The organism is Prevotella sp. oral taxon 299 str. F0039, assembly GCF_000163055.2.
In the GTDB taxonomy this organism is placed as follows: domain Bacteria; phylum Bacteroidota; class Bacteroidia; order Bacteroidales; family Bacteroidaceae; genus Prevotella.
On the sequence record NC_022111.1, the window covers coordinates 1090599 to 1116776 of the forward strand.

Below are 26178 nucleotides of genomic sequence, written 5' to 3' on the forward strand. Positions count from 1 at the left end.
ATGTAAAGCTCTTATAATCAAAACATTAAAGATTTTAAGATGAGTAAAAATCTCATTTTATAATCTTTTTTATTGTTTTCTATCCCTCCCTCAGTCTTTCTTCGCCATCACAACAAGTATTTTCTTTTGTAGCCAACACTTTTTCTCCCCACCTTTTCCATTTTTCTTCCACAACAACCCTTCTTTTCCCATCACTCAATCCATTTATTCTCATCACAAACACCATCATTTCCCATCTATCATCTCCCCCCATTTCAGCACAAAATTCTACCCCTTCCCCCAAACTCTCAAATACTTTCTACCCCACTCTATTCCCTTCTTCTGCCTAAACCCAAAGCACCCTCTCATCGCCTCATTTCGTTTGCTTTGCAAAAGCAGTGCAATTATCACGCAAAAACATTGAATTTACCCCTCAAAAACAATGAGATTGCAGACTAAAAGCAGTCCTTTTATTTCCCCATAGCGCACCCACCATTTCCACAGGGCACAGCACACCACAGCAAAAACTCTCCACATTACTTTTATTTGCGTTCTAAGACCGTTTTATTTCTTTGCCACTGCAGCACCCATCTTACACCCATCAAGGGCGCAAATCGACAAAATAAACTTCAGAAGATGGTGCATACTAAAAATAAAAATGTGCATTTTGTACAAGTACAACGCAACTACTTGAAAATAACGACTGCCGTATGCGCTTTTTTTTGTAATTTTGTAACATGAGAATAGTTATTCAAAGGGTTTTAAACGCCAGCGTTTCGATTAACAATGAGGTACACTCTGCCATCTCAAAAGGTTTTCTTTTGTTAGTGGGAGTTACCCAAACCGACACGCAAGAAGATGTAGAATGGCTTGCCAACAAGGTGTGTTCGCTTCGTGTTTTCGACGACGAAGAGGGCGTAATGAATAAGAGTATCAAAGATGTTGATGGCGAAATACTCGCTGTTAGTCAGTTCACGCTTATGGCATCTTATAAAAAAGGCAACCGACCTTCATACATTCGAGCTTCAAGTCCCGACCATTCTCTCCCACTCTACAACAGCTTTGTCGATAAACTAAAGCAACTCTTAAACAAAGATATCGCCACAGGTGTGTTTGGAGCGGATATGAAAGTGAGTCTAACCAACGATGGACCTGTTACCATCTGCATGGATTCGAAGAACAAAGAATAGGACAAAAACGAGCCGTAGAGCCTTTATTTTAACTCGCAAGATATGGACAATCAATCGCAAAAGATAAACGCTTGCAACGCAAGCTATGAGCACACAGAGCCTAAGAGCATGCAAGACATGCAACAAGAGGTCGACAAATGGATTAAAACCTATGGTGTTCGCTATTTCTCTGAGCTTACCAATATGGCGTGTTTAACCGAAGAAGTGGGCGAATTGGCAAGGGTTATGGCTCGCACTTATGGCGACCAGAGCTTTAAAAAGAACGAGCATCACAACCTATCTGAAGAGATGGCGGACGTGCTTTGGGTGCTTATTTGCTTGGCAAATCAAACGGGTGTAGACCTCACTAAGGCGTTTAACGACTCGATGAAGAAGAAGACTGAACGAGACGCCACACGCCATTTGAACAACGATAAATTGAAATAACAAAATAAATAATACAAACATGCATTCAGAAACAAACCAATGCAACCACGAGCATCACGATTGCTGTGGTCATCATCACGAAGAATCGAACAAATATCTCGATATGTTGGCACTCTACAACACTAAGTTGAACGATGCTGAAGTGAGCGAGGCTGTGCGCAAAATTATTGCTGAAAAGGTACACGAAAACGACAACGACGATGTAAAACGCTTCCTCTTTGGAAGTATAGAGCTAACATCGCTTAAAACAACCGATAGTGATGAGAGCATACTTGCATTCACCGAGCGTGTCAATCAGTTCGACTCTGCTTATCCAAACATGCCTCACGTGGCTACAATATGCACCTATCCTTGCTATGCTTCGATAGTAAGTCAAACCCTAGAGATCGAAGGTGTTGAGGTAACTTGTGTGTCGGCAGGCTTCCCTTCATCGCAAATGCTTCCTGAAATAAAGGTTGCTGAAACTGCTCTTGCTGTGAAAGATGGTGCTACTGAGATTGATATTGTGATGTCGGTCGGTAAGTTCTTGAGCGGAGATTATGAGAGTATGTGCGACGAAATTAGCGAGATTAAGAGCGTTTGTGGAAACGATGTACCTTTGAAAGTGATTCTTGAAACTGGTGATATCAAAACTGCCGAGAACATTAAAAAGGCGTCTTTACTTGCAATGTATGCAGGTGCCGACTACATCAAAACTTCTACTGGCAAGGAACCCATATCTGCTACGCCTGAAGCTGCATACGTAATGTGTCAAGCTATCAAAGAATATCACGAAAAAACGGGTATCAAAATCGGATTTAAACCTGCGGGTGGAATTAACACTGTGATGGATGCTATCATCTATTACACCATCGTTAAGGAGATATTGGGCAAAGAATGGCTCACCAACAAGTATCTTCGTTTGGGCACAAGTCGCCTTACTAACTTGCTACTTAGCGAACTAACTGGCGAAGAAACTAAATTCTTTTAAGTAGAAAAGCATCGTTGATGCTTACAAAAAGAAAAGGTCTCATAAGATTTAAATGGTGTTTTCTATTCCATTTTCTTATGAGACCTTATTGTATTGATATGCTCTTCTCTACCCTATTTCAAAAGCTTTGAAAGGCATTATAACTTTCGCTCTATCACATAGTCTAAGTAAGCGTTGAGGGCTTGCTTAATATCTGTATCTTGAATCTTCTCTTCTATAAATCCAATAGCTTTGTTCTTAAACTCTCGCATCTTAGCTTCTGCATACTCAATACCGCCATTTTCTTTGGTGAAAGCAACGAGCTGAGCCACTTCTTCAGGTGTAACTTCACCCTTTTTCACCTTCAATGCTAAATCTTTCATTGCGCCATTGTCAGTGGCTAACACAGCATGTATCACAGGAAGAGTTAGCTTTCCTTCTGCCATATCATTGCCAGTGGGCTTTCCAATGTCGTTCGATTCGTAATAATCAAATATATCATCACGTATTTGGAACGCCATTCCGAGATGCAAACCGAATAGTCTTGCCTGCTCAACATCGTCTTTTGATGCTCCAACAGATAAGGCTCCAATCTCTGTACACGCCTCAAATAGAGCCGCAGTCTTACGCTTTATCACCTCATAATAAGCTTCTTCAGATATGGTTTGATTGCTTATATTTTCTAATTGCAATATCTCTCCATCTGAAAGGGTGCGTCCTAGCTCTGCTAAGCCAGACACTATGCGGTCGGAAGAGGTGAAACTAACATGTAAGAGGGCTGTAGATAGTATATAATCGCCAACAAGTACTGCCACTTTATTATCATAAAAGGCATTAACCGATGCTTGTCCACGTCGCTCTCCACTTTCATCTACAACATCATCATGCACCAATGAGGCTGTATGTAACAGCTCTAAACCTATTGCAGCATGCTGAGTTACCTCGCTAACACGTCCAAATGCTTTTGCAACAAGCAACATCAACATAGGTCGCATGCGCTTTCCTGAACGTTGTTTTATAAACATTAGCACCTGAGATAACAACCCATCTTGATGCTCAAGCGATGTATTAAAAAGCTCGATGAAATGGTTTAATTCGTCAGTTATTGGCTTTTTTATTACCGATAAGTAATCCATATTCATTCTAATTTCTTACAAAAATAAGCAAATAATCGGTAAGTATCACCCTTTTTTCGTAATTTTACGCATCAAAATACATATTTATGAGTAAACTTTTCCTTTTAGATGCCTACGCATTAATTTATCGTTCTTATTACGCTTTCATTAAGAATCCCCGCATAAACTCTAAGGGTTTCAACACAAGTGCAATACTTGGATTTGTAAATACCCTTCATGAAGTAATTCAAAAAGAACAACCTTCGCACCTTGGAGTGGCGTTCGACCCTAGCGGTCCCACCTTTCGTGACGAGGCTTTTGCCGACTATAAGGCTCAAAGAGAGAAGACTCCCGAAGACATTAAGCTGTCTGTTCCCATCATAAAACAGATTCTTGAGGCAATGAATATCCCTATTCTTGAGGTAAAAGGATACGAAGCCGACGATGTTATCGGTACACTTGCCACCCAAGCAAGTGCCTTTGATATGGAAACTTATATGCTTACGCCCGATAAAGACTATGGCCAATTGGTGAAAGAGAATGTTTTTATCTATCGACCAAGACACGGCGGAGGGTATGAAATACTTGGAGTTGAGCAGATAAAAGAGAAGTATCAGATCGAAAGTCCATCGCAAGTAATCGACATTCTTGCCTTAATGGGCGACTCTGCCGATAACTTTCCAGGCTGTCCAGGCGTTGGTGAGAAAACAGCCATTAAGCTAATCAACGATTTTAAGTCGATTAATAACTTGTTAGAGAACACCAATCAGCTCAAAGGAAAATTGAAAGAGAAGGTCGAAGGTGCTGTTGATGATATTAAGATGTCGAACTTTTTGGCAACCATCAAAACCGATGTGCCCATCGAACTCAATCTAACCGATTTGCAACTCACCCCTCCTAACGAAGAAAAATTGCGTGCTTTGTTCGACGAACTCGAGTTTAGAACACTCGCAAACAAATTCTTTAAAAAGACTGAAAATATACAAACGAAAGACAATTCGCAGTTAAATCTCTTCGAAGAATTCACGTCCAATGATGCAGTTGAGCCTCAATTTGAAAATTATAAGACACTTTTTGATACCAAATATAATTACAAACTCATTGAAAAAGAAGAGGATATAAATAATTTATGTGATTTATTACTGACAAAAAGAATTGTAAGTTTAGACACAGAGACCACTTCTTTAAATGCTTTAGAGGCAGAATTGGTGGGTTTGAGCTTTTCTGTTAGTCCGCAAGAAGCATTTTATGTGCCCATTCCTAACGAACAACAAAAAGCGCAAAAAATTGTAAATGCATTCCAACCGCTATACGAAAACGAAGAAATTGAGAAGGTAGGACAAAATATTAAGTACGACATCGAGGTACTAAGAAATTACGGAATCACGATGAAAGGTCCCCTCTTCGACACCATGATCGCTCATTATCTCCTCCAACCAGAGCTTCGTCACAACATGGATGATATGGCAGAGACCTATCTTCGCTATAAAACGATCCACATAGATCAGCTCATTGGAGCCAAAGGAAAAGACCAATTAAATATGCGTTCGCTTGCTCCCGAGCAGATAGTAGACTATGCTTGCGAAGATGCCGACATCACCTTGCAACTTAAAAACATATTCGAACCCAAACTAAAAGAAGCAGGTTTATACCCATTGTTTAAGGAAGTGGAAATGCCTTTGATTTATGTTTTGGCAGAAATGGAATGCAATGGCGTTAAACTTGATGTGCAAGCACTTTCTGAAGTGAGCAAAACCTTCAACGAACAACTCAGCCTATACGAGCAAAAGATATACGAACTGGCAGGCGAAACCTTTAACATCTCCTCTCCAAAACAAGTGGGAACCATTCTATTTGAAAAGCTAAAGGTTGCCGAAAAGCCCAAGAAAACCAAGACTGGGCAATATGTTACGAGCGAAGAAGAATTGCAAAAGCTCATCAACAAGCACCCTATCATCGACGAGATATTGAAATATCGTGGACTAAAGAAGCTCCTTAGCACTTATGTAGACGCTCTTCCTAAGCTTGTAAACCCCAAAACTGGCAACATTCACACCAGTTTTAACCAAGCAACAACAGCCACAGGACGATTGAGTTCGAGCGATCCTAACTTGCAAAACATTCCTGTTCGAGGCGAAGACGGAAAAGAAATCCGCAAATGTTTCATTCCTAACGAGGGTTGTTTGTTCTTCAGTGCCGACTATAGTCAGATTGAATTGCGCATCATGGCGCATCTAAGTGGCGACGAAAACATGATCGAAGCCTTTATAGAAGGGCACGACATTCACGCTGCCACCGCAGCAAAAATCTATAAAAAGCCTATCGACGAGGTAACAAGAGACGAGCGCACCAAGGCAAAACGTGCCAACTTTGGTATCATATATGGCATCACTGTTTTTGGATTGGCAGAGCGTTTAAACATCGAACGCAACGAAGCCAAACAGCTCATCGAGGGCTATTTCAGTACCTTCCCACAGGTTCAGGCTTATATGGAGCAGTGCAAAGAAACCGCAAAGCAAAACGGATATGTAGAAACCTTTATGCATCGCCGTCGCTATCTTGCCGACATCAACAGTCAAAATGCCACCGTTCGTGGTTATGCAGAGCGCAATGCCATCAACGCACCTATACAAGGTAGTGCGGCAGACATCATTAAATTGGCTATGGTTCGCATCTATGAGCGATTCAACAACGAAGGAATAAAGAGCAAGATGATTCTTCAAGTGCACGACGAATTGAACTTTAGCGTTCTTCCGAACGAGAAAGAGCAGGTTGAAAAGATTGTGCTCGAAGAGATGCAGAATGCCTTTGCCCTTAAAGTGCCATTGATTGCCGACGCTGGTTGGGGTGCAAACTGGCTCGAGGCGCATTGATGCACCACCCCAAACACAAAGAAAACACAAAACACACGCTATTTTATCACTTTGAAAAAGCAGTGTTTTTGGCTCGCAATTTCAATGCAATTACAACCTAAAAGGAGTGGAATTACAAAGCAATAGCAATGCTTTTTGTAGTTCCACTTTTTCTTTTTAACATTCAAATAGTTACACCTCGTCATAAATAGCTTTGTAAATGCTTGCAAAGTAGGCAAAAACTAACTAACTTTGTCCAACATTAACCAAAACAAGAATACAAACAACATGAAAAATTGGCTATTATTATTAGTACTATTAGCAACTTTTTGCGCCCCTATTAAAGCGCAATTGCCCCAAATAACACTAAAAAGTATCGATGGAAAGAGCGTTCGTCTCGACACCCTTTCTAACAACGACAAGCCCTTTGTCGTTTCTTTCTTTGCCACATGGTGCAAGCCTTGCAACAGAGAATTGAGTGCCATTAACGAGGTGTATGATGAATGGCAAAAAGAAACGGGTGTTAAACTCATCGCTATCTCTATCGACCAAGCTCAAAACGTCAACAAAGTGAAGCCTTTAGTAGATGCTAATGGCTGGAAATACGAGGTACTTCTCGATCCCAACGGAGAGGTTCGCCGTGCCGTTGGTGCACAAATGATTCCCTTTGTGTTGGTGTTAGACAAGAATAAAAACATCGTTTACAAGCATAGTGGCTATGCTGACGGAAGCGAAAACGAACTATACGAAAAGGTGAAGGAAGCCTGCAAAAAATGAAACTAAGCTATTTTTGCATTGCAACAGCACTCCTCCTCTCTCCCACTCTCTCAGCTTTTGCACAGGAAGAGGGCAACAAAGTGCGCCTATCGGGAAGCATTCAGAGTGATTTTCTCGTACCTCAAAAAGACGCAAAGTTGGGTATTAACAAAATCGAAAACAAAGTGTTGAACAACACTTATGTTGATGTGAATGCCTCATATAAAAACTTTGACGCTGGAGTTAGATTGGAATATATGCAACATCCCTTACCTGGTTTTGAACAAGACTTTAAGGGTTGGGGCGTTCCTCATTTCTATTTAAAAGGTCGTTTCAATAAAGTTGAGCTTACATTGGGACACTTTTATGAGCAGTTTGGAGCAGGCTTTGCCCTCAGAAGCTATGAAGAGCGCAGTTTGGGAATAGACAACTCTATTCTTGGAGCACGCATTGTGGCAACTCCTTTCAATGGTGTTCGCCTCAAAGCATTGGCAGGAAAGCAACGAAGATACTGGAAAATGAACCCTTCACTCATCTCTGGTGCCGACCTCGAGCTGAACTTAGAACAATGGATTAAGCCTCTTCAACAAAGCGAAACCTATCTTTCTGTGGGCGCATCGATGGTGAATAAGAACGAAAAAGACGAGGATATTCTTGTTGGTAGCACCCATCGCTTAAACCTTCCACACAACGTTTCGGTGGTAGATGCAAGGGTTCAACTGCAACACAAGGGTGTGAACATCTTGGCAGAGTGTGCTTTTAAAGGACAAGACCCAACGCAAAACAACAACTATATCTATCGAAAAGGATATGTTTCAATGCTCTCTTGCTCTTATTCTAAAAGCGGATTGGGAGCTATCGTGCAAGCTAAAAGAAGTGTAAACATGGGCTTTAGAGGCGTGAGAAGTATGGACGGACTATCGTCTTTCATCAATCACATGCCTCCATTCACTATGGAACACACCTATTCTCTTGCGGCTTTATACCCCTATTCTACTCACCCTGATGGTGAATGGGCATACCAATGCTCGTTGAACTATACCTTTAAAAAGGGTAGTTCGTTAGGTGGAGCATACGGAACTAAGGTGAAATTCAATGCAAGTCATGTGCATGCCATTCAAAATAACGGCATCAACATGCCTGGAAAAGATGGCTATGGATCGGCATTTTGGAAGTGGGGAGATGTCACTTACTATCAGGACATGAACTTGCAGGTAGAGAAAAAGCTCTCTAAAAGCACTCAAATAGGATTGATGTACATGAATCAAAGATACAACGAAACGGCTATTAAGGGCGAAGGGGGCATGTTGCACAACAACATTTTCATTGCCGAACTAAAACAAAAGCTATCGCACAAAACCACACTTCGTGCCGAAGCGCAGTATTTAAACTCTGCCGATGGGGATAAAGACTGGCTTTTTGCGTTGGCAGAAGTGTCGTTCTCGCCTCATTGGATGGTGTCGGTATCCGATCTTTTCAATAGTGGTAGCACCAAACAACACTACTATCAGTCGTTTGTTGGCTACTATAACGGAGCACATCGCATTCAGTTGGGCTATCAACGAACCCGTGCAGGTTATAATTGTGCAGGCGGTGTGTGTCGCTATGTGCCTGCAACTAAGGGCTTAAGCCTATCTTATAATTATAATTTTTAATGTAAATGAAGAAAACATATTATATACTTTTCCTTTGCGTGGCTATGCTATTGGGCTGTAACAACATCGACAATAACAACCGATTGATTGAAATTCCAACAGCAACAGTAGAGCGCAACGTGTTGGTTGAGGAGTTTACTGGTCAGAAATGTCTCAATTGTCCTGCCGCAGGTGTTGCCTTAAAGGATATTCAAAGCAAATATAATGAGGGTAATGTAGTGGTTGTTGCTATTCATGGAGGACCGCTTGCGGTGAAGCCAAGCAGTCATGTTGTGGGCTTAAGAACCGACCTTAACGACCAATATTATAAGCAATGGAAGGTGAGTGGCGTGCCTTGTGCCGTGATAAATCGCAATGGTGGCGTACTAAGAAGAAGTGCGTGGGCGGCTAAAATCTACGAAGATTTACAACAAAAAAGTAACATCAAAATAACAACAAAGGCGCAACGTGTTGCCAACAGCAACGACATCACCATCTCTACAACCATCAATAACACAGGAGAAGCGGTGAAAGGACATTTGCAATTGTGGCTCGTTGAAAACAATATCACTGCCATTCAACAGCTTCCCAACAACGAAGTACAAAGCAACTACGTGCACAATCATGTGTTGAGAGACGCCATTAACGGAGCAATGGGCGAAGAGGTGAGCCTCAACAGCAACACCCCTCAAACCTTTGAGCACCGCTATTCGGCTAAGGTTAACATCAATTTAAACAACTGCCACATCGTTGCTTTTGTGTATAACGACAGCGGTGTGTTGCAAGTGGTGCAACAAGCCATTTCTAAGTAGTAGTATATAAAAGATAGGTAACGGTTTTTTTAGGTAAAAAGATGATAACAAATAAACAATAACAAACAATTAGAAACAATACAATTATGAAAAAATTCTACTCAATTAGTTTACTTTTCCTTTTGTGTTTCATGCTTCAAGCTAAGGCACAAACAGCTAATCCTGATTTTAAGTTTGTAACAACAGCCGGACAAGTCATCGAAGATGGTGCTACAATTAAAAGCAATAAGGCTATCGATAACCCTTATGGTGAAAGCGGAAAGTTAATTAAAGAAAGCTTTATCATCGAGAATATTCGTAAACAAGACTATATTGCTTATATTCAATACACCATCAACAGCCTTGAAGGAAAAGGCTTAGGAGTTTGCTTTAACGGCGAGTGCACAGAAGAAGTAGGAGTTGGAACATATCAAATAGATCAACAACAACTTCTCGCTACCGATCAAACTAAGTATACTGCAGATGTTGATTTCACTTTTGAAACAAAGGGTAAGGCAAGCATTACTGTACAACTTTTCTACCAAAGTATATTAAGTGAAGATGGAGATCCATTCATAGCAGGTCCTAAAGTGACTTACGAATTCACCTCAGAGACCACTGGAATCAACACAACAAAGGCAACAAACATTGCTTACTACAATGTGTTCAACCTTCAAGGAATTCAAGTTCTAAACAAAGCAACAAGTCTTTCAGGTCTTCAAGCAGGTACTTATATCGTGCAAGCTTACGACAATAAGGGCTTAATTAGCACAACAAAACAAATCATTCACTAAGAAATAGTATAAAACCTACTATGAAACAATTCGTATTAAGTGCGTTTATTTTAGTTTTAAGCACTTTTTTCAATATCAATGAGTGTTGGGCTGGCGACTATAGTCTTGCGCCCGCAGCAGCAAAAAAAACATATATCATACGTTCATTAAGCACCGCTAAGGCTTTTATCAGTGTAACCAACTATGGTAGAAACACTGCCAACTCGTTTGAATATACCATAACAAGCGACAAAGGAACAGTGGTTGAAGGTACTTATACCTTTAAAGAAGCATTCAGAAAATCTGACACTTCAACCTGCGAAATAGAGTTTCCCGTAAACAAAACCACAGATATTACGAGTTTAACATTCAGCATCGACAAGGTAAACAACGAACGCAACGGGGCAAGTATAGGCTATTGTAACATTCCTTTCACCATTGTTTCGAAGTTAGCAACACGCAAAGTGGTGGTCGAAGACTTTACAGGTATGTGGTGTCCGTATTGCACTCGTGGTATTGCCGCAATGGAAAATTTGCAGAACAACTATCCCGAAACATTTATTGGCATTGCTGCTCACGATGGAGATGTATTGAGTACGCCAGACTACGCCTATGTTTTGGCAACATATCAAAGACGCCCATACGTTCTAATGAACCGTACAACAAAATTGACCTACTTTGTTCATGGAAGCGATTTAGAAGCAGAAAGAGATGCAGGAGCAGACATGGACATTGATGTTTCTGCCGTTTGGGACGAAGAAAAAAATAAGATTAGCATCACATCTACAACCACTTTTAGAATAGATGCAAGCGAAGGAAACTATGCTTTAGCTTATGTTTTAACCGAAGATGGCATGACCAATCCTAGATGGGGACAAAACAATGCTTTTTCAGGAGAAATGAGTTTAAAGGGCATTTCAAAAGAACTTGACTTCTTTATAAATAGTCCTTCGGTTGTTTATTTCATGAAAAACAACCATGTTGCCATTGCTGCAAAGAACATTACAAATGGACTTGAGGGCATTGTAACAGCTCCATTCGTTGCCGATAAGCCTATTGTTCATGAAACATCGTTCGACAATATCGCTCAATATAGAAAGATACAGAACAAAGATAACTTATCTGTTTGCGTGTTATTGATCGACACGAGCAATGGAAAAATTGTGAATGCCAATAAATGTAAGATTCAACCTGCCAACACAACAGGCATCGAAAGCACCACAATCGACAACAAAGAAAAGCACGTTGTGGCTCGATATACCGCCAATGGAGAGTTTATTTCGGCTCCTGTTAAGGGCATTAACATCGTGAAATATAGCGACGGAACAACGCAAAAAGAGGTGGTTCAATAACCTCCTACTTCGTTTATGCGTGCTAAATAAAGACGAATTGCATCGCCACACGAAACAAAAAGCACATAAAACAAAAGATGAATGTGGGCAAAAGCGCAACAAACGCCACCGACATTCATCTTTTTTGTTTTCTCATGTCGTTACACATTCATCACCTTTATTATCTCTTTGTGTTTCAATAACATCGCAACAATGTTTCACGAGAAACATTATTACACTCCTCTCCCATTCCAGTTGCCTTGCAATATGGGGTTATCAACCTGCAACATGCCCCCTTTTCTACCCTACTTTCCCTCTTTTTAGATTCCACTTCTCCCCTTTTCCGCCTACAAAACCACATCAACCTACAAAAAAGAGTATAGATTTTGCCATATCACACTTAATCTCTACCTTTGCATTAAGCACCAAACAAGGTATGAACAACGCACTTAGCGAGCCTCAAACAAGGTGCAACGAGTTAAGAAAACAGTTCTACTGAATATATCACTAACACCATAAAGCGAATGAAACCTGCAAGAATTGAAGAGTTAGACTATTTAAAAGGCATATTAATTACGCTGGTAGTGCTTTTTCATTTAACCTATTTTGCAACAGAATATACCCTTGCAAAGCAGTTTGTTTACACCTTTCACATGCCTGCTTTCTTAGTTATTTCGGGCTGGTTGATGAACATCGAGGCACCATTACCCCGCTTTGGGCGAATGATTACAAAGATTCTCCTACCCTATATCGTGTTCGAATCGGGCTATATCGTTATCTCTGCCTTGAAAATGGTGGCGGTTCCCATAGCCGAACTCAATGTAAGCACGTTCTTATATCACTTCTTTATATCGCCAGTTGGGCCCTATTGGTTCCTACATACGCTAATTATTTGCGCTGTGGTGTATAAGTTTTGGCACACCATTTTCGCCTCTTCCACAAGCAAACAAGCCCTTGCAATGCTACTTACAATATGGTTCTTGGCACAATATGTTCACATTATTTCGTTTGCTTCGGGCTGTTTTTTCATTGCAGGTGCTGTTCTTCGACGTACCAACATACACATAACCAACGTTTTAAGTCCTAACATCTTGGCGTTGATTGCATTGGCCGTGTTGTGCACTAATCCTGCTTTCTTTGTAGAAGAGAGCCTTTCGGGCATTGCAATTGTGTATGTGATGATGAGCGTTATGTTACTTGCCAACAACCTTTCACCCCACTTTTTGCGCTCAAAAGTGTGCTACATTGGCGAAAGAACGCTCCCTATCTACCTCTATTCGCCTTTATTCACTTTCCTTTTCAAAGCTTTTAAGCTCTATTTCAGCTTCGATTCCACTCGCTTTGTCTTTGCCATTGTTGCCACAACATGTTGCATCATTGGCTCGTTATGCGTTGATAAGGTGGTGAAAACGATCATTAATGGAGTACAAAAAGTAGTAAAAAGATAGCTAAAAAGACTGAGAAACTTTTTGCGTAATAAAACTTTTGTACCTTTGTTAGAGACAAAATAATAACATTTTAAACAGAAAGGATAATATGAATTACGTAAAATTAAATAACGAAGTGAAGATGCCTCAGCTTGGATATGGTGTTTTTCAGATAGAACCAGCAGAGGCAGAGCGTTGTGTTTTAGATGCAATTAACGTGGGATATAGACTAATTGACACCGCACAGATATACAAAAACGAAGAAGGTGTGGGCAATGCCATTGCCAAATGCGGTGTTCCTCGCTCAGAATTATTCATCGTTACCAAGGTATGGGTGTCTAATGCAGGCGAAGAAAAGGCCTATGAGTCGATCTTAGAGAGCCTTAAAAAGCTACAAAGCGATTATATCGACCTGATTCTTGTGCACCAACCATACGGCGACTATTATGGAACTTATCGTGCAATGGAGCGTGCTTATCGTGAAGGAAAGGTGCGTGCAATTGGTGTAAGCAACTTTTATCCCGACCGATTGATCGATCTTCATCACCATGTAGACATCAAACCTGCCGTGAATCAGGTTGAAACTCATGTATTTAATCAACAGCTTGAGGAGCAAAAATACATGGAACAATGCAATTGTCAGATTATGTCTTGGGGTCCATTTGCAGAGGGAAAGAACGATTTTTTCAACAATGAAACTTTAATCGAGATAGGAAACAAACACAATAAAACGGTGGCTCAGGTGGCTCTTCGCTATCTATTGCAACGTGGTGTGGTGCTTATTCCTAAATCAACTCACAAAGATCGCATGAAACAAAACATGGATATCTTTAACTTCTTACTTACCGATGAGGACATGCAGACCATCGAAAAGTTGGACACTAAGCACACTTTGTTCGCTTCTCACAGAGATCCTCAATTCGTTGAGTTAATTCTTTCGTTAAAATAAGCATAGCTTTTGGTTCACAATAGCATAGCTATTACACTGCAATTGCATTGACTTTAGCGTGCAATTACATTGAGATTAGAACAACAACAAATTATTTTAGCTCTTACAGGCAATGCAACGGGTGTGCAAGGTGCTTGTAAGAGCTTTTATTTTGCACCAAATGTTACCTACTTTTTTTTGTAAAGAAGTCTAAAAACGAAGCATCACCTACCGCCTTTTCTTTATATAAATAAGGTGGAAATAAATATTTTCATTCTCATTTTAATGTTTTAATTTATTTAACTAAAAATAAAATTTAAATAGAGAAGATTTACAAAAATCTTTCCATATATTTGCCATCGTTAGCCAAAATTACATACTAAACAAATAATAAACCTTTTTTGATAACATAAATATGAAAAGATTAACCTACAAAACGCAACAGATGCGCTTGAATCATCTATTGCGAAGCACCACTTTCGCATGTGGAATGCTACTCCTCCCCAACATTTCGGCAGGAGCATCTAACACTATTATTCAACAGACACGGTCTGCAGAGCAAATCAAAGGATCGGTACTTAGTAACACTGGTGAGCCTCTTATTGGCGTAACAGTACGTGCTGCAGGCAATTCAATGGGTACTGTAACCGACTTAGATGGTAATTTCTCTATCAATGTTGCTCCTGGTACACAGCTAACTTTCTCTTACACGGGATTTAAATCACACACCGCAAAAGCTCAAAGCGGTATGCGCATTACCCTACAAAGCGACATTAACGACCTAAACGAGGTGGTTGTTGTGGGTTATGGCACTCAAAAGAAAGCCAATTTAACAGGTGCAGTGGCTTCGGTTAGCGGTAGCGTGTTAGAAAATAGACCTATAAGTAACCTCGGACAAGGTCTTCAAGGTGTTGTACCTAACCTCAATGTATCGATGGGTAAGGGTGGAGCTCCTGGTGCAGGGGCATCGTTTAACGTTCGTGGAACAACGTCTCTCAACGGAGGTGGACCACTTGTATTAGTTGATAACGTACAAATGGACGCCAATTTAGTGAACCCCGACGATATAGAATCAATCTCAGTACTTAAAGATGCGGCGTCTGCTGCTATCTATGGAGCACGTGCTGCCTATGGAGTTATTCTCATTACCACTAAAAAGGGTAAGCTTAATTCACGCCCAACAGTGCAATTCTCGGCTTCAGGATACTGGCAAAAGCCTGCTCTTGAAATGCATAATGTCAACTCTTTAGACTATCTTAAGATGATGGACATCGCTTATCAAAACAGCGGTGGTAGTGGACATTATTTTAATCCATTGGTATATTCTTACACAGAAAAGTACATGAACGGTACTTATGATCAGCCTGTTTTCTTCGATGAGAGCTATAATAAGTTCAAATATGGCTATAACGGTAACACAGACTGGTGGAAAGAACTTTACAAAACATCGTTCTCACAAATTTATAACGCAAGTATTAGCGGTGGAAGCCAAAAAACTCGTTACTATGTTTCGCTCGGTTCAAACAATCAAGGCGGTATTTTAAAAGCTGTAAACGAAAAATACAACAAGTATAACGCTAACATTAACATCACATCTGAATTGACTCCATGGATGGAAGTGTCGGCTAAGATTGCTCATACCTATACAACAGAAAAGCACCCAACAGGTGGAACAACTGCAATGAACTCGACAGCATACTCTGGTATCTCTGCTTATAGCGGTATGATGAAATCAGACTTGAGTCCATTAATGCCAGTTAGGCACCCCGATGGCCACTATGCAGGACAAGGAAACTTCACTAACCCTGTTGCAATTCAGGCTCAAGGAGGTAACGCAAACTCTCGTCAAAACGACCTTTGGATGACTGCTGGATTGAAACTTACTCCAATTAAAGGACTTGTTATCAATGCCGATTACACTTGGAACTACTTTAGTTTGGCTTCAACTCAACACGTTCGTAACTTCTACGACTACACAGCTGTGCCAGGATCAGAAAACTATTATCCTTGGACTAACCCAAGTAGTGTAACCAAAGTGAATAACGAAGACTACTATTCTTCATTCAATGCTTTCGCAGAATATAACCTATCGCTAGCAAAAAAAGCACATAACTTCAGATTTATGTTAGGTTATAACCAAGAAAAGAAGCTAACAGACTATCACTTTTCAGGTAGAAAAGACTTGATAGATTCTAACAATCCAGCTGTCAATCAGGCTACTGGAGATATGAATATCAACGGAAATATGGGTCAATGGTCTGTCAATGGTGCTTTTGCTCGTATCAACTACGATTATCAAGGACGCTATCTTCTTGAATTAAATGGCCGTTACGATGGTTCTTCTAAATTCAAAAAAGGATACCGTTATCAATTCTTCCCATCTGTTTCTGTAGCTTGGCGTGCATCAGAAGAAAAGTTCTTTGAAAGCATGAAGGACTGGTGCGACAACTTAAAGCTACGTGCTTCTTACGGATCTTTGGGTAATCAGGTAGTAGATGGAAACTTCCCATACCTTGCAACCTATGGAACTAACAGCAAATATGGCGCAATCCTTGGCGGAAAGCTTCCTGTTGCCATCACAGCACCAGGTCTTGTAAGCTCTTCTTTCACATGGGAGAAAGTAAATCAGGTTGACTTAGGTATCGATGCAACCTTCCTTCGCAATCGTCTTAACTTCTCTTTCGACTGGTATCGTCGTAATACTAAGGACATGCTCGTTAATGGAGAGGTGCTTCCTTCAGTGCTAGGAGCTAACGTTCCACGCCAAAATGCAGCAAACTTAAAGACTGTTGGTTGGGAACTTTCATTGGAATGGAACGATCGTTTGGCATGTGGTGTGTCTTATCATGTTAAGGGTGTGCTCTCAGATTACCAATCAACCATCACTAAATTCAACAACCCTACAGGACTTATCAGTCAATATTACGTAGGACGTAAGATGAATGAGATCTGGGGTTACGTTTCTAATGGACTATTCCAAAGCGATGAAGAAGCAGCAAAACACGTGAGCCAGTCTTTCCTTTATGGTGGAAAATGGGGCGCAGGTGACGTTCGTTTCGAGAACTTAAATGGCGATAACAAAATTGACAGAGGTGACAATACATTGAAAAACCCTGGAGACCAAAAGATAATTGGTAACTCTACACCACGCTTTGCTTATGGTATTACAGCTGGATTAGAATATAAAGGATTCGACTTTGAAATGTTCTGGCAAGGAATTGGTAAGCGTGATTGGTTCCCAGGCTCTGGTTCTGCAGCATTTTGGGGCTTCACTGACGAGTGGCAAACACCGCTTACAACATCTCTCGACTATTGGACTACAGAAAATACAGGTGCATACTTCCCTAAATTAGGATGGGCAAACAGAGGCAACCGCAGTGTAAGTACACGTTATTTACAAGATGCAAGCTACTGCAGACTTAAGAATGTAACCTTAGGATACACCCTTCCAAAGTCTATTGTTAGTAAGATTGGAGTTTCACGTCTTAGAGTTTACATCACAGGCGAAAACCTATTCACCTTCACTTCACTCATAAAGGCGTTCGATCCTGAAACTTTAAGCAACATGACCTATCCAATTAACAAGAAAATTGCTGTAGGTTTGAATCTAACATTCTAATGTGTCACCTTCTAAAAAACAACTATTATGAAATTAAAAAATTATATCGCACTTTCATTACTTGCAGGTATGGCTGCTGCGTGTGATTATACAGACTTGTCTCCGCTTGACTCTTTTACAGATAAAACATATTGGAACTCAACCCAAGACTTAAAACTTTATGCCAACGGACTATACGGAGCACTAAGTAGTCCATCGGCACATCTCGACGATGTCAGCGATAACTTCGTTACATCTAACTATAGTTCTTATCTATTTGATGAAATGACTGTACCTACAGAAGCATCTTCTGGCAACGGATGGTATTGGAACGACATCAGAAATTGCAACTACTTTATGAAACGTTACAATAAAGTTCAAGGCAATCAAGATGAAATTAACAAGTATGTTGCAGAGGTTCGCTTCTTCCGTGGATTACATTATTTCAACAAATTGAAGATGTTTGGAGACGTTCCCTACTATGATACAGACCTTCAAACTGATGATACAGAGCAACTATATAAGCCTCGTGACCCACAAGATGAAGTGCTTAAGCATGTTATTGAGGACTTTAAATTTGCTATAAGATGGCTTCCTGAGAAGGCATTATCAGAGTCTGGACGCCTCAACAAAGAAGCTGCACGCACCCAGTTGGCACGCATCTATCTACACTTTGGTACCTATAAAAAATACCACAAACAAGCAGGAACGGGAGATTTAAGTGCTAATGCGCTATTAGAAAAAGCAGTGGCACAAACCGATACCTTGATGGCTTTGGGTAAATTCGACATCGTAAAGGGCACAAATGCAGGTTGCGACCAACTTCCTTACGCAGATTATCCTCTTGATTACTCTAACCAATTCACTCAAGAAGATCTATCAAACAACAAGGAATGTATTCTTGCTCGCTTCTATCAAACAGGAGTTTTAACTCACGAATTGGGTAGACAAGCACAAAATGGAGGTATGGGTTTATCTAAAGACTTCATCGAATCGTTCTTAATGAAAGACGGAACACCTATCTACAATAGTGGTTCAGGCTATGCAGGTGACGACAATTTAGAAACAGAAATAACCAATCGTGACCCTCGTTTGTATCAAATAGTAGACAATAGTCATAAACCTTACTATGTACGCAACGGTCAACGCATTGCTAACGAAATTGCAAATAGAGTAGGATCGAGCAAATCTGTAACTGGTTACGACTGCGTTAAATTCCATCATGCTAACACTGTGCAACAAGAAGCACGTAACTCTACATTCGACTGGTTCGTTTATCGTTATGCAGAAGTGTTGCTCATCAATGCAGAAGCAAATGCAGAATTGGGTACTTGCACACAAGATGTTCTCGATAAAACCATCAACAAGTTGCGTGATCGTGTGGGAATGCCTCACTTAACCACAACTCCAGTTGCCGATGCTAAGGCTATTGATTATGGTTACACACTCTCTAATCTTCTTTATGAGATCAGACGTGAACGTCGAATTGAACTTGTTGCAGAAGGATTCCGCCTCGACGACCTCAAACGATGGAACGCAATGAAGCTATTGTCTAATCCAAAAACAATGTTCGGTATTAAGATTACACCACAATCTATCAGCGAATTCCCTGCAGGTACATTCGATAGTAAGACAGGACGCCCAACGATAGAATACAATGGAGCAACCTATCTATACCAATATAAAGCTGCTAAGAAGCTTGATGATGCAGGAAGACAATGGAAAACAAATGACCATCGCTTCTTATATCCTATACCAAAACAAGAATTGGTATTAAGTAAAGACATACTTAAACAAAATCCAGGCTGGGAATAATATCCTATCCTTGAATAATTTCTAACAAAACAAAACGAGCAGGACACTTTTCTAAGTGCATCCTGCTCGTTTTCTATCACACATATACTTATTCTATCCTCCCCATCAAAATACATTCACCCACCAACAAAACAACCCTCACACCAGCATAGCTATCCAATCCTCTCACATTCACCTTAAACACCCATAGAGAAATAACGCAACTTTCAAACTGCCTTTATTCCGCTAGTTACCAATAACATATCAGCCCCAAATAAAAAACATAGCTTTTAGTCCCCAATCTCAATGCTATTAAAGCATAAAAACAATGCCATTGCAACGCAAAAACACAGCTTTTCTTTTATCACTTTATCACATTCTTTTTATAAAGAAAGAAAACGAAAGGCACAAAAAAATAAAAATAGTGATGCTAATAGATGCTGAAACAAATAAAAAGATTAACTTTGCATAGAACTATGTGGTGCCTTAAAATAATAAAGGCGAAACTCTTTAGTTGCTAAAAGACACAGCACAATAGGGTAGTCTTATAGATATTGATATGCACAAACTTAGTAAACAAAACAAGAAAACAAATAAATAAAATACGATTTATAAACAATTATGGATAAACTTAGCTATGCTTTAGGCCTTGGAATAGGTCGCCAATTGGCTCAAATGGGTGCCGAACAACTTAGTATTGATGATTTTGCACAAGCAATTAAAGATGTTGTGGCAGGTGGACAACTTAAACTAGACGAGGCTGAAGCACAAGTGATCGTTCAAGAATTCTTCCAAAAACAAGAAGAAAAGCAACGTGCTGCAGCTGCAGAAATGGGTAAAAAAGCTAAAGAAGAAGGCGAGAAATACCTTGCAGAAAACGCAAAGAAAGAAGGCGTAGTAACTCTTCCTAGTGGCTTGCAATATCTTGTTATCAAAGAAGGAAACGGCAAACGCCCTAAAGCTACCGACAAAGTAAAGTGCCATTACGAAGGAATGCTTGTTGATGGAACACTATTTGACAGCTCAGTTCAACGTGGCGAACCAGCTACTTTCCCACTAAATCAAGTGATTGCAGGCTGGACTGAAGGTCTACAATTGATGACAGAAGGTTCTAAATACCGCTTCTTCATTCCTTATACTCTTGGTTATGGCGAGAGAGGTGCAGGCGCTTCTATTCCTCCTTTCGCTGCATTGGTGTTCGATGTAGAACTTATCGAGGTTCAATAATCGCCCCACTGCAATAAAAGAGCAGTTTACAAATAAAATAAAAGCAATAAACTATAAAAAACAATTATATCAAAATGAAAAAAATTACATTAGCTGCAGCAACTGTATTTGCAGCAATTGCATTCTCATCTTGTGGCAATTCAACTCCTAAAGCTGACCTTAAAACCGACGTAGACACATTGAGTTATGCTATGGGTGTTGCTCAAACAGGCGACTTTAAGAACGTTCTTTCTGAAAGAATGGGCGTAGATACCACTTATATCAACGAGTTCATCAAAGGTGTAAACGATGGTGCAAACTCTGGAGACGATAAGAAAAAGGCAGCATATTATGCTGGTTTACAAGTAGGACAGAACCTTGGTGGCCGCTATGTCAAAGATATTAGTAGCCAATTGTTCAGTGGCGACAGCACAAAAACAATCTCTTTGAAAAACTTCATCGCAGGTTTCATCAACGGAGCAACAGGTAAAAACGAAATAATGGATGCCCAAAAAGCTGGTCAAATAGCAGAACGTTTATTCAAAAAGATTCAAGGCGAAAGCAACGAAAAGCAATTCTCAGCAAACAAAAAAGCAGGTGAAGCTTTCCTTGCAGCAAACAAAAAGAAACCAGGAGTAGTAACTCTTCCTAACGGTTTGCAATATAAAGTCATTAAAGAAGGTAAGGGTGAGCTTCCAACAGACACCTCAATGGTTAAGGTTCACTATGAAGGACGCACCATAGATGGTAAGGTTTTTGAAAGCAGTTACGAAAGAAAACAACCAGCAGAGTTCCGTCTTAACCAAGTAATTAAAGGTTGGACAGAAGCGATTAAGCGCATGCCTGTAGGTAGTGTTTGGGAAGTTTACATCCCACAAGACTTGGCTTATGGTAGCCAAAACTCTGGTCCTATCCAACCATTCTCTACACTTATCTTCAAAATAGAATTGTTAGGAGTTAACGGAAAATAATCCATCATTCTATAAAAAGAACAAAAGGGACAGATATTTTTAATCTGTCCCTCTTTTAAATCATAACAAAGAGTATAAAACAGATAAGCTATTGCTCATCAACTTTATACCATTTTTATTCTTTATATTCTATATCTTTTATTGAAATGAAAAAGACAATATTAATAGCTTGCTTGCTTCTTGGTAGCCTTGCAACAACAATGAGCGCAGGCAACACCAACAAAACAAATAAAAAGAGCAAAGCCACTGCAAACGTAGTAACACTCACTTCTCGTGCCGACTCATTGAGTTATGCTTCAGGTTTGTTCTCAACAGGTCGCTTAATGGAGTATCTTAAAGGCCAATATGGCTTAACAGAAAGCGATTTAGCAGCCTTTGTGCAAGGTTTCAAAGATGCCCGTGCAAAGCAAGGCGATAAGGCATTCAGCGCATACAACGCAGGAGTAGCAGTGTTTAGCACCGTTCAAAACCAAGTAATTCCAACAACTCGCAACGCATTCAAAGATTCATCAGACAGTCTTTCACTCGATCCTTTCTATCAAGGATTCGTTGCTGGCGTACTAAACGATAGCACTCTATTCACTTTCAACAAGGCAGAAAAGTACTTCACCGACTTTTATAAAGCCAACGAAGAAAGAAAAATAGCTACCATTAAGAATGAAAACGAAAAATGGTTGAAAGACAATGCAACCAAAGAAGGTGTAAAAACAACCCCAAGCGGTTTGCAATATAAAGTGATTACTGAAGGAAATGGAGCCATTCCAAAGGCAACAGACATGGTAACAGTGAAGTATGTTGGTCGCACCATCGATGGAACTGAATTCGACAACTCATACAAACGCAATCCACAAGAAACAACATTCGGAGCAAGTCAGGTAATTAAAGGATGGACAGAAGCCCTCACAATGATGCCAGTAGGAAGTAAATGGCAATTGTTTATACCTGCAGAATTAGCTTATGGAGCAAGCTCTCCAACTCCAGCAATTAAGCCTTATTCTACTCTTATCTTTGATGTTGAATTGGTTAAAACCGAAGATACTAGCGAAAAGAAGGAAGCTGAGCCAGTGAAAGTGCAACCAAAGAAAAAGAAATAAAACCTAATTCAAAATCAAACAAGAAGAAGAACATAGCACACAACAAACTTAAAGATACATACAAACAACCTACGAGTATTGCTATTCACACTTTCTTCTTTCATAAAAACTACCTCTATTTACATCAAAAGGCGTAAATAGAGGTAGTTTCTCATTTATATAATGGCTTATATCTATAATCTAAAACATCATCTAACCCAAATAAAATTCACAAAATACAACCATAATGCAACACTATCTTCGGAGGTATATATGCTAGAAAAGATACTTATTTCCACTTGACTTATATCAATAATACTGCAAAGAGAATAAAAAAAAAGTAATACTTTTGAATGTTTATTCGATTTTTATTCATACATTTGCATCGTATTCGCGAGAATATATACAATAAGTTTTCATTAGGTTAGTAGTTTTTGATAGATTAAGGTAAAGATTATGTTATTAGATTTTGTAACAATCGTTATGTCATCTATAACAAATTTGTGATAGAAGGCATACGGTAACATTATTCTTTGACATGCAGATGCAAGTGATTGTATCTGCATGTTTTTCTTTATATACCTAGGAAAGCATCAAGAGTTCAGCCCTATAACAATATCACAACCCAACAAGAGTATTTTATTTCCAATCCCAAAACAATCCTTTTACACTTCAACGTCTGCATTTCGCTAAACATAGCTATGCATTCCGCCAAGAAAATAGTTCACTCCAAAGTAGGTCATCAGCACAGTTGAGAAGACCAAAAGCATGTAGATGTGATAGAAGAGAGGCGCATGCTGATGCCTTGAATAGAAGAAATGCACAGGAACAGCATAGACCATAAGTGTAATAAGCGCCCAAGTTTCTTTTGGATCTCAGCTCCAATACTACCCCCAAGATATGTTTGCCCATATAGCTCCAATGAAAATACCATAGCAAAGCGCCACCAATGCAGGCAAAAGGAATAGCATCGACAACATTTGCAAAGCCTTAATATTTTGCTGTTGCACGTCGGTCGACTGGCGATGAAGCAGATATAAAACCAAAGAAGTGAGCGAACAAACAAAAGTAAAGGCGAGAAGAGCATAGCCCATCATGATAATACTAACGTGATAGCCAACAATGGAGAGTTGAGCACAGGCATAACATTAGTGATTTGTGGGTCTATATTCTTCTCATCTGCAGCACCATAGAAGAACGCTTCGCTTGCTTCCCATATCTTTCTTGCCTCTTTATAGTTATCACAAAGGGCGTCAATTTCAGGCTGATTAACGGTTTGTCCTGCGTTAAGTTTGGCTCTTAAAGCTTCTAACTTATTGAACAATTGCTCTGATTGGTCGGCTAATTTAGAATAAGTTACAAACACTACGTCGTTGACATATTGCTGAGTTACTTTCTCTAAGTTCACCTCTGTGGTTTCGTTTGTGGGCGAGTTAGGATCGCTTTCACTACAAGAACTGAAGCTAAAACTCATTGTTCCGGCTATAGCAAACAACAATGCATACTAGGAAATCTCTTTTATTGTTTTAAAAGAGTTATTTGATTCAATTTCGACTTGTTTCTTTTCACGACACTACTTTAAAGGAAGAAGCCTTGATAAGCAATTCCTATGTTGATACTTGGCTCGTTATTATACTTGCCAAGGAATAGTCGTTCGGCAAAATTAGCTTTGAGAACCACTTGTGGAATGGGTAGATAATTTAAGCCAAAGGTGATCTTTCGAACTCGGGTATAATCGTTATTGCTTTGGCTTTTATCGTGAATATAAGAATCGTAGAAGTCGTATCGTCCAAAAATATATAGTTTTTGATTGTCGGCTTTCATTTTAGCTATCTGAGAAAAGACGTCGTATCCAGCTTCAATACCAATGGCTGTTGCGGCTTTTCCCACTGCTGTTTTATCGAAAGGAGATTCCTTTTGGGTGTTAGCTTTGATGTTACTAATGACACTTGCATCGCTCAAGGTTCCATAATCGGCTTGACCTCGCACAATCCAGTTGTATTTTTCATAGGTAAAGTCTATCGAACCAATAAACACATTACCACGTACTTTGTCGTTAATCTTATCCTTTTCTTCCATTTCATTAGGATAAGTGTTGTGCATTGCCAATCCATAATAACCGCTTAAACCAAGTCTTAAACCATCGATAGAATAGTTATCGAGTCGCAAAACAAACCCATATTTGTTAGCAGGTTTAAACTCAAAGGCCGAACCAGCAGCGTTATGCGCCCATTTGTTGCGTGAGAATTGAAGAGCATTGAGGCCTGCAATCATCTGAACTTCATACTTCCAGTTCTTCACTTCACCCCAAAGACTAAAGCCAGTATCGTGCCATATGTTTGGAAGTATCGTGTTTTCGCCTTCAGGACGACACACTGTAAAGAATTCAAGAGGCTCGTCATGCGAGTTATTTAGGCCTACTGGAACAATAAGATTACCGATTCTGAGGTTAGCCCAAGGACGGAATGTCTTTTGAATCCAAAATTGTTCTAATTCAACTTCACCGCCTTTTTCTATTTCGTGTTCGTATTCTCCATCCTCGTCTGTTGCTATTTCAATGGCAGAACCAGTGCCTGTGTGTTCGAATTCAACTTCTGTTCCCATGCTCCAGCCCTTTCCAAAGTCGTAACCAAGATAGATAACTGCATGCGGAATGTCGAAACGTCCATTACTTGGAGCATTCTTATGAGCATCTTTTCGTGGGTAACGATATTGATTATCGCTGTAAAAATTACGACTAAAAGCAGCTTCTCCATACCCACCAAGAGTGAGTTTTGATTTCTTTGCTGGTTGTGCTACACTGTCAGTAGCTACATTCTGAGCACTAATAGTGGTGCTAATGGCTAAAAGAGTCATTAAATGTGCGATACGTCTTGTTCTCATTTGCATTTTGAAAAATTCGTTTTTATATATTTTAGGCTGCAAACTTACAGACATTTGACAATACATACAATACCTAAAATTTGGTATATTTTTTATAAAAAAACAATAATCAGGAAAAAGAAAACGAAGGATATCGAAATAAAAAGAAGTGCAGTAGCGCAATTATTCGCATATCTCCAATAACACAACAACAACAAAATAAGAAACAATATTGCGTGTTGTAATTGACGATTCTAACGATCAATCACCTCTGCACTTTCTTCATAATTTTACCATTAAAAAAACTTTATGCTCAATAAGTTTATGAATTTTACTATGATGCAAAGATAGGTATTGAGCTTTTCTTTTGCAATACTCATTTATTGGTAAATTTATTCCTACCTACTTTTAGGTATTCCTCATTACTTTAGGGTACATACCAACATTGAATAAAATGTAGGCTGAACGAAATCTTCATCGCACCAAGAAGTTATATCATTGCTATTGGTTCCTAATAGCAATG

At 39.7% G+C, this 26178-nt stretch carries 19 protein-coding genes and 2 pseudogenes; 16 read left to right on the forward strand and 5 right to left on the reverse strand.

What is annotated here, in order from left to right; all coding sequences use genetic code 11:
- Positions 1 to 79 precede the first annotated feature (79 nt).
- Positions 80 to 283, reverse strand: a complete 204-nt coding sequence (locus tag HMPREF0669_RS10275; RefSeq protein WP_009228109.1) for a hypothetical protein — start codon at positions 281 to 283, stop codon at positions 80 to 82.
- A gap of 433 nt (positions 284 to 716) precedes the next feature.
- Between HMPREF0669_RS10275 and dtd the strand changes: the two genes are divergently transcribed.
- From dtd to deoC, 3 genes are all read left to right on the forward strand, one after another.
- Positions 717 to 1169: a D-aminoacyl-tRNA deacylase gene (gene dtd / locus HMPREF0669_RS07365; protein ID WP_009228108.1), complete on the forward strand. Its 453-nt coding sequence runs from the start codon at positions 717 to 719 to the stop codon at positions 1167 to 1169.
- A 108-nt stretch (positions 1170 to 1277) separates the two neighbouring features.
- A complete protein-coding gene (locus HMPREF0669_RS07370) occupies positions 1278 to 1595 on the forward strand; it encodes a nucleotide pyrophosphohydrolase (RefSeq protein ID WP_044045740.1) in 318 nt (105 codons plus the stop codon).
- Positions 1596 to 1614: 19 nt separating this feature from the next.
- On the forward strand, positions 1615 to 2565 hold the full coding sequence (deoC, locus tag HMPREF0669_RS07375; RefSeq protein ID WP_020967300.1) for a deoxyribose-phosphate aldolase: 951 nt from the start codon (positions 1615 to 1617) through the stop codon (positions 2563 to 2565).
- 137 nt (positions 2566 to 2702) lie between these two features.
- Here the strand turns inward: deoC and HMPREF0669_RS07380 are convergent, their stop codons facing one another.
- The gene (locus HMPREF0669_RS07380) at positions 2703 to 3680 is read right to left on the reverse strand and encodes a polyprenyl synthetase family protein (RefSeq protein WP_009228105.1); all 978 of its coding nucleotides are present in this window, start codon (positions 3678 to 3680) and stop codon (positions 2703 to 2705) included.
- Positions 3681 to 3766: 86 nt separating this feature from the next.
- Between HMPREF0669_RS07380 and polA the strand changes: the two genes are divergently transcribed.
- The 13 genes from polA to HMPREF0669_RS07445 all read left to right on the forward strand — a co-directional run bounded on the left by polA (position 3767) and on the right by HMPREF0669_RS07445 (position 22814).
- Positions 3767 to 6532, forward strand: coding sequence for a DNA polymerase I (gene polA, locus HMPREF0669_RS07385; protein WP_009228104.1), 2766 nt, complete (start codon positions 3767 to 3769; stop codon positions 6530 to 6532).
- Between the two features lie 267 nt (positions 6533 to 6799).
- The gene (locus HMPREF0669_RS07390; protein WP_009228103.1) at positions 6800 to 7288 is read left to right on the forward strand and encodes a peroxiredoxin; all 489 of its coding nucleotides are present in this window, start codon (positions 6800 to 6802) and stop codon (positions 7286 to 7288) included.
- Entirely contained in the window at positions 7285 to 8922 is a 1638-nt protein-coding gene (locus HMPREF0669_RS07395) for a DUF6029 family protein (RefSeq protein WP_009228102.1), read from the forward strand. The genes HMPREF0669_RS07390 and HMPREF0669_RS07395 overlap by 4 nt, the downstream gene beginning before the upstream one ends.
- A 5-nt stretch (positions 8923 to 8927) precedes the next feature.
- Positions 8928 to 9713, forward strand: a complete 786-nt coding sequence (locus tag HMPREF0669_RS07400; protein ID WP_009228101.1) for an Omp28 family outer membrane lipoprotein — start codon at positions 8928 to 8930, stop codon at positions 9711 to 9713.
- Between the two features lie 86 nt (positions 9714 to 9799).
- Positions 9800 to 10486 (forward strand): T9SS type A sorting domain-containing protein, encoded by a 687-nt coding sequence (locus HMPREF0669_RS07405; protein WP_009228100.1) that lies wholly within the window; start codon positions 9800 to 9802, stop codon positions 10484 to 10486.
- Between the two features lie 20 nt (positions 10487 to 10506).
- A complete protein-coding gene (locus HMPREF0669_RS07410) occupies positions 10507 to 11817 on the forward strand; it encodes an Omp28-related outer membrane protein (RefSeq protein ID WP_009228099.1) in 1311 nt (436 codons plus the stop codon).
- A 503-nt stretch (positions 11818 to 12320) separates the two neighbouring features.
- Entirely contained in the window at positions 12321 to 13244 is a 924-nt protein-coding gene (locus HMPREF0669_RS07415; RefSeq protein ID WP_009228098.1) for an acyltransferase family protein, read from the forward strand.
- 88 nt (positions 13245 to 13332) lie between these two features.
- Positions 13333 to 14172 carry an aldo/keto reductase gene (locus HMPREF0669_RS07420; protein WP_009228097.1) on the forward strand — a complete coding sequence of 280 codons (840 nt, stop codon included), beginning with the start codon at positions 13333 to 13335 and terminating at the stop codon, positions 14170 to 14172.
- Positions 14173 to 14566: 394 nt separating this feature from the next.
- Positions 14567 to 17770: a TonB-dependent receptor gene (locus HMPREF0669_RS07425; RefSeq protein WP_009228096.1), complete on the forward strand. Its 3204-nt coding sequence runs from the start codon at positions 14567 to 14569 to the stop codon at positions 17768 to 17770.
- 27 nt (positions 17771 to 17797) lie between these two features.
- A complete protein-coding gene (locus tag HMPREF0669_RS07430) occupies positions 17798 to 19564 on the forward strand; it encodes a RagB/SusD family nutrient uptake outer membrane protein (protein ID WP_009228095.1) in 1767 nt (588 codons plus the stop codon).
- 600 nt (positions 19565 to 20164) lie between these two features.
- Complete coding sequence (locus HMPREF0669_RS07435) at positions 20165 to 20770, forward strand: FKBP-type peptidyl-prolyl cis-trans isomerase (RefSeq protein WP_009228094.1); 606 nt, start codon at positions 20165 to 20167, stop codon at positions 20768 to 20770.
- Positions 20771 to 20844: 74 nt separating this feature from the next.
- Positions 20845 to 21720 carry an FKBP-type peptidyl-prolyl cis-trans isomerase gene (locus HMPREF0669_RS07440; protein WP_009228093.1) on the forward strand — a complete coding sequence of 292 codons (876 nt, stop codon included), beginning with the start codon at positions 20845 to 20847 and terminating at the stop codon, positions 21718 to 21720.
- A 146-nt stretch (positions 21721 to 21866) separates the two neighbouring features.
- Positions 21867 to 22814, forward strand: coding sequence for an FKBP-type peptidyl-prolyl cis-trans isomerase (locus tag HMPREF0669_RS07445; protein ID WP_020967302.1), 948 nt, complete (start codon positions 21867 to 21869; stop codon positions 22812 to 22814).
- A gap of 668 nt (positions 22815 to 23482) precedes the next feature.
- On the opposite strand, the pseudogene HMPREF0669_RS10450 reads toward HMPREF0669_RS07445, so the two are convergent.
- The 3 genes and pseudogenes from HMPREF0669_RS10450 to HMPREF0669_RS07460 all read right to left on the reverse strand — a co-directional run.
- A pseudogene (locus tag HMPREF0669_RS10450) lies at positions 23483 to 23961 on the reverse strand (cytochrome c biogenesis protein); the annotation flags it as partial.
- 45 nt (positions 23962 to 24006) lie between these two features.
- Positions 24007 to 24267, reverse strand: a pseudogene (locus tag HMPREF0669_RS10455) (imelysin); the annotation flags it as partial.
- Positions 24268 to 24371: 104 nt separating this feature from the next.
- Positions 24372 to 25676, reverse strand: a complete 1305-nt coding sequence (locus tag HMPREF0669_RS07460; protein ID WP_044045742.1) for a hypothetical protein — start codon at positions 25674 to 25676, stop codon at positions 24372 to 24374.
- Between the last annotated feature and the right edge of the window lie 502 nt (positions 25677 to 26178).

Bases quoted from the DNA above. Each gene is read 5' to 3' on its own strand.
- HMPREF0669_RS07370 (WP_044045740.1), top strand. From the start codon at position 1,278: ATGCAAGACATGCAACAAGAGGTCGACAAATGGATTAAAACCTATGGT.
- polA (WP_009228104.1), top strand. From the start codon at position 3,767: ATGAGTAAACTTTTCCTTTTAGATGCCTACGCATTAATTTATCGTTCT.
- HMPREF0669_RS07425 (WP_009228096.1), top strand. From the start codon at position 14,567: ATGAAAAGATTAACCTACAAAACGCAACAGATGCGCTTGAATCATCTA.
- HMPREF0669_RS07420 (WP_009228097.1), top strand. From the start codon at position 13,333: ATGAATTACGTAAAATTAAATAACGAAGTGAAGATGCCTCAGCTTGGA.
- HMPREF0669_RS07400 (WP_009228101.1), top strand. From the start codon at position 8,928: ATGAAGAAAACATATTATATACTTTTCCTTTGCGTGGCTATGCTATTG.
- HMPREF0669_RS07405 (WP_009228100.1), top strand. From the start codon at position 9,800: ATGAAAAAATTCTACTCAATTAGTTTACTTTTCCTTTTGTGTTTCATG.
- HMPREF0669_RS07410 (WP_009228099.1), top strand. From the start codon at position 10,507: ATGAAACAATTCGTATTAAGTGCGTTTATTTTAGTTTTAAGCACTTTT.
- HMPREF0669_RS07440 (WP_009228093.1), top strand. From the start codon at position 20,845: ATGAAAAAAATTACATTAGCTGCAGCAACTGTATTTGCAGCAATTGCA.
- HMPREF0669_RS07380 (WP_009228105.1), bottom strand. From the start codon at position 3,680: ATGGATTACTTATCGGTAATAAAAAAGCCAATAACTGACGAATTAAAC.
- HMPREF0669_RS07435 (WP_009228094.1), top strand. From the start codon at position 20,165: ATGGATAAACTTAGCTATGCTTTAGGCCTTGGAATAGGTCGCCAATTG.
- HMPREF0669_RS07445 (WP_020967302.1), top strand. From the start codon at position 21,867: ATGAAAAAGACAATATTAATAGCTTGCTTGCTTCTTGGTAGCCTTGCA.
- deoC (WP_020967300.1), top strand. From the start codon at position 1,615: ATGCATTCAGAAACAAACCAATGCAACCACGAGCATCACGATTGCTGT.
- HMPREF0669_RS07395 (WP_009228102.1), top strand. From the start codon at position 7,285: ATGAAACTAAGCTATTTTTGCATTGCAACAGCACTCCTCCTCTCTCCC.
- HMPREF0669_RS07460 (WP_044045742.1), bottom strand. From the start codon at position 25,676: ATGAGAACAAGACGTATCGCACATTTAATGACTCTTTTAGCCATTAGC.
- HMPREF0669_RS07415 (WP_009228098.1), top strand. From the start codon at position 12,321: ATGAAACCTGCAAGAATTGAAGAGTTAGACTATTTAAAAGGCATATTA.
- HMPREF0669_RS07390 (WP_009228103.1), top strand. From the start codon at position 6,800: ATGAAAAATTGGCTATTATTATTAGTACTATTAGCAACTTTTTGCGCC.
- HMPREF0669_RS07430 (WP_009228095.1), top strand. From the start codon at position 17,798: ATGAAATTAAAAAATTATATCGCACTTTCATTACTTGCAGGTATGGCT.
- dtd (WP_009228108.1), top strand. From the start codon at position 717: ATGAGAATAGTTATTCAAAGGGTTTTAAACGCCAGCGTTTCGATTAAC.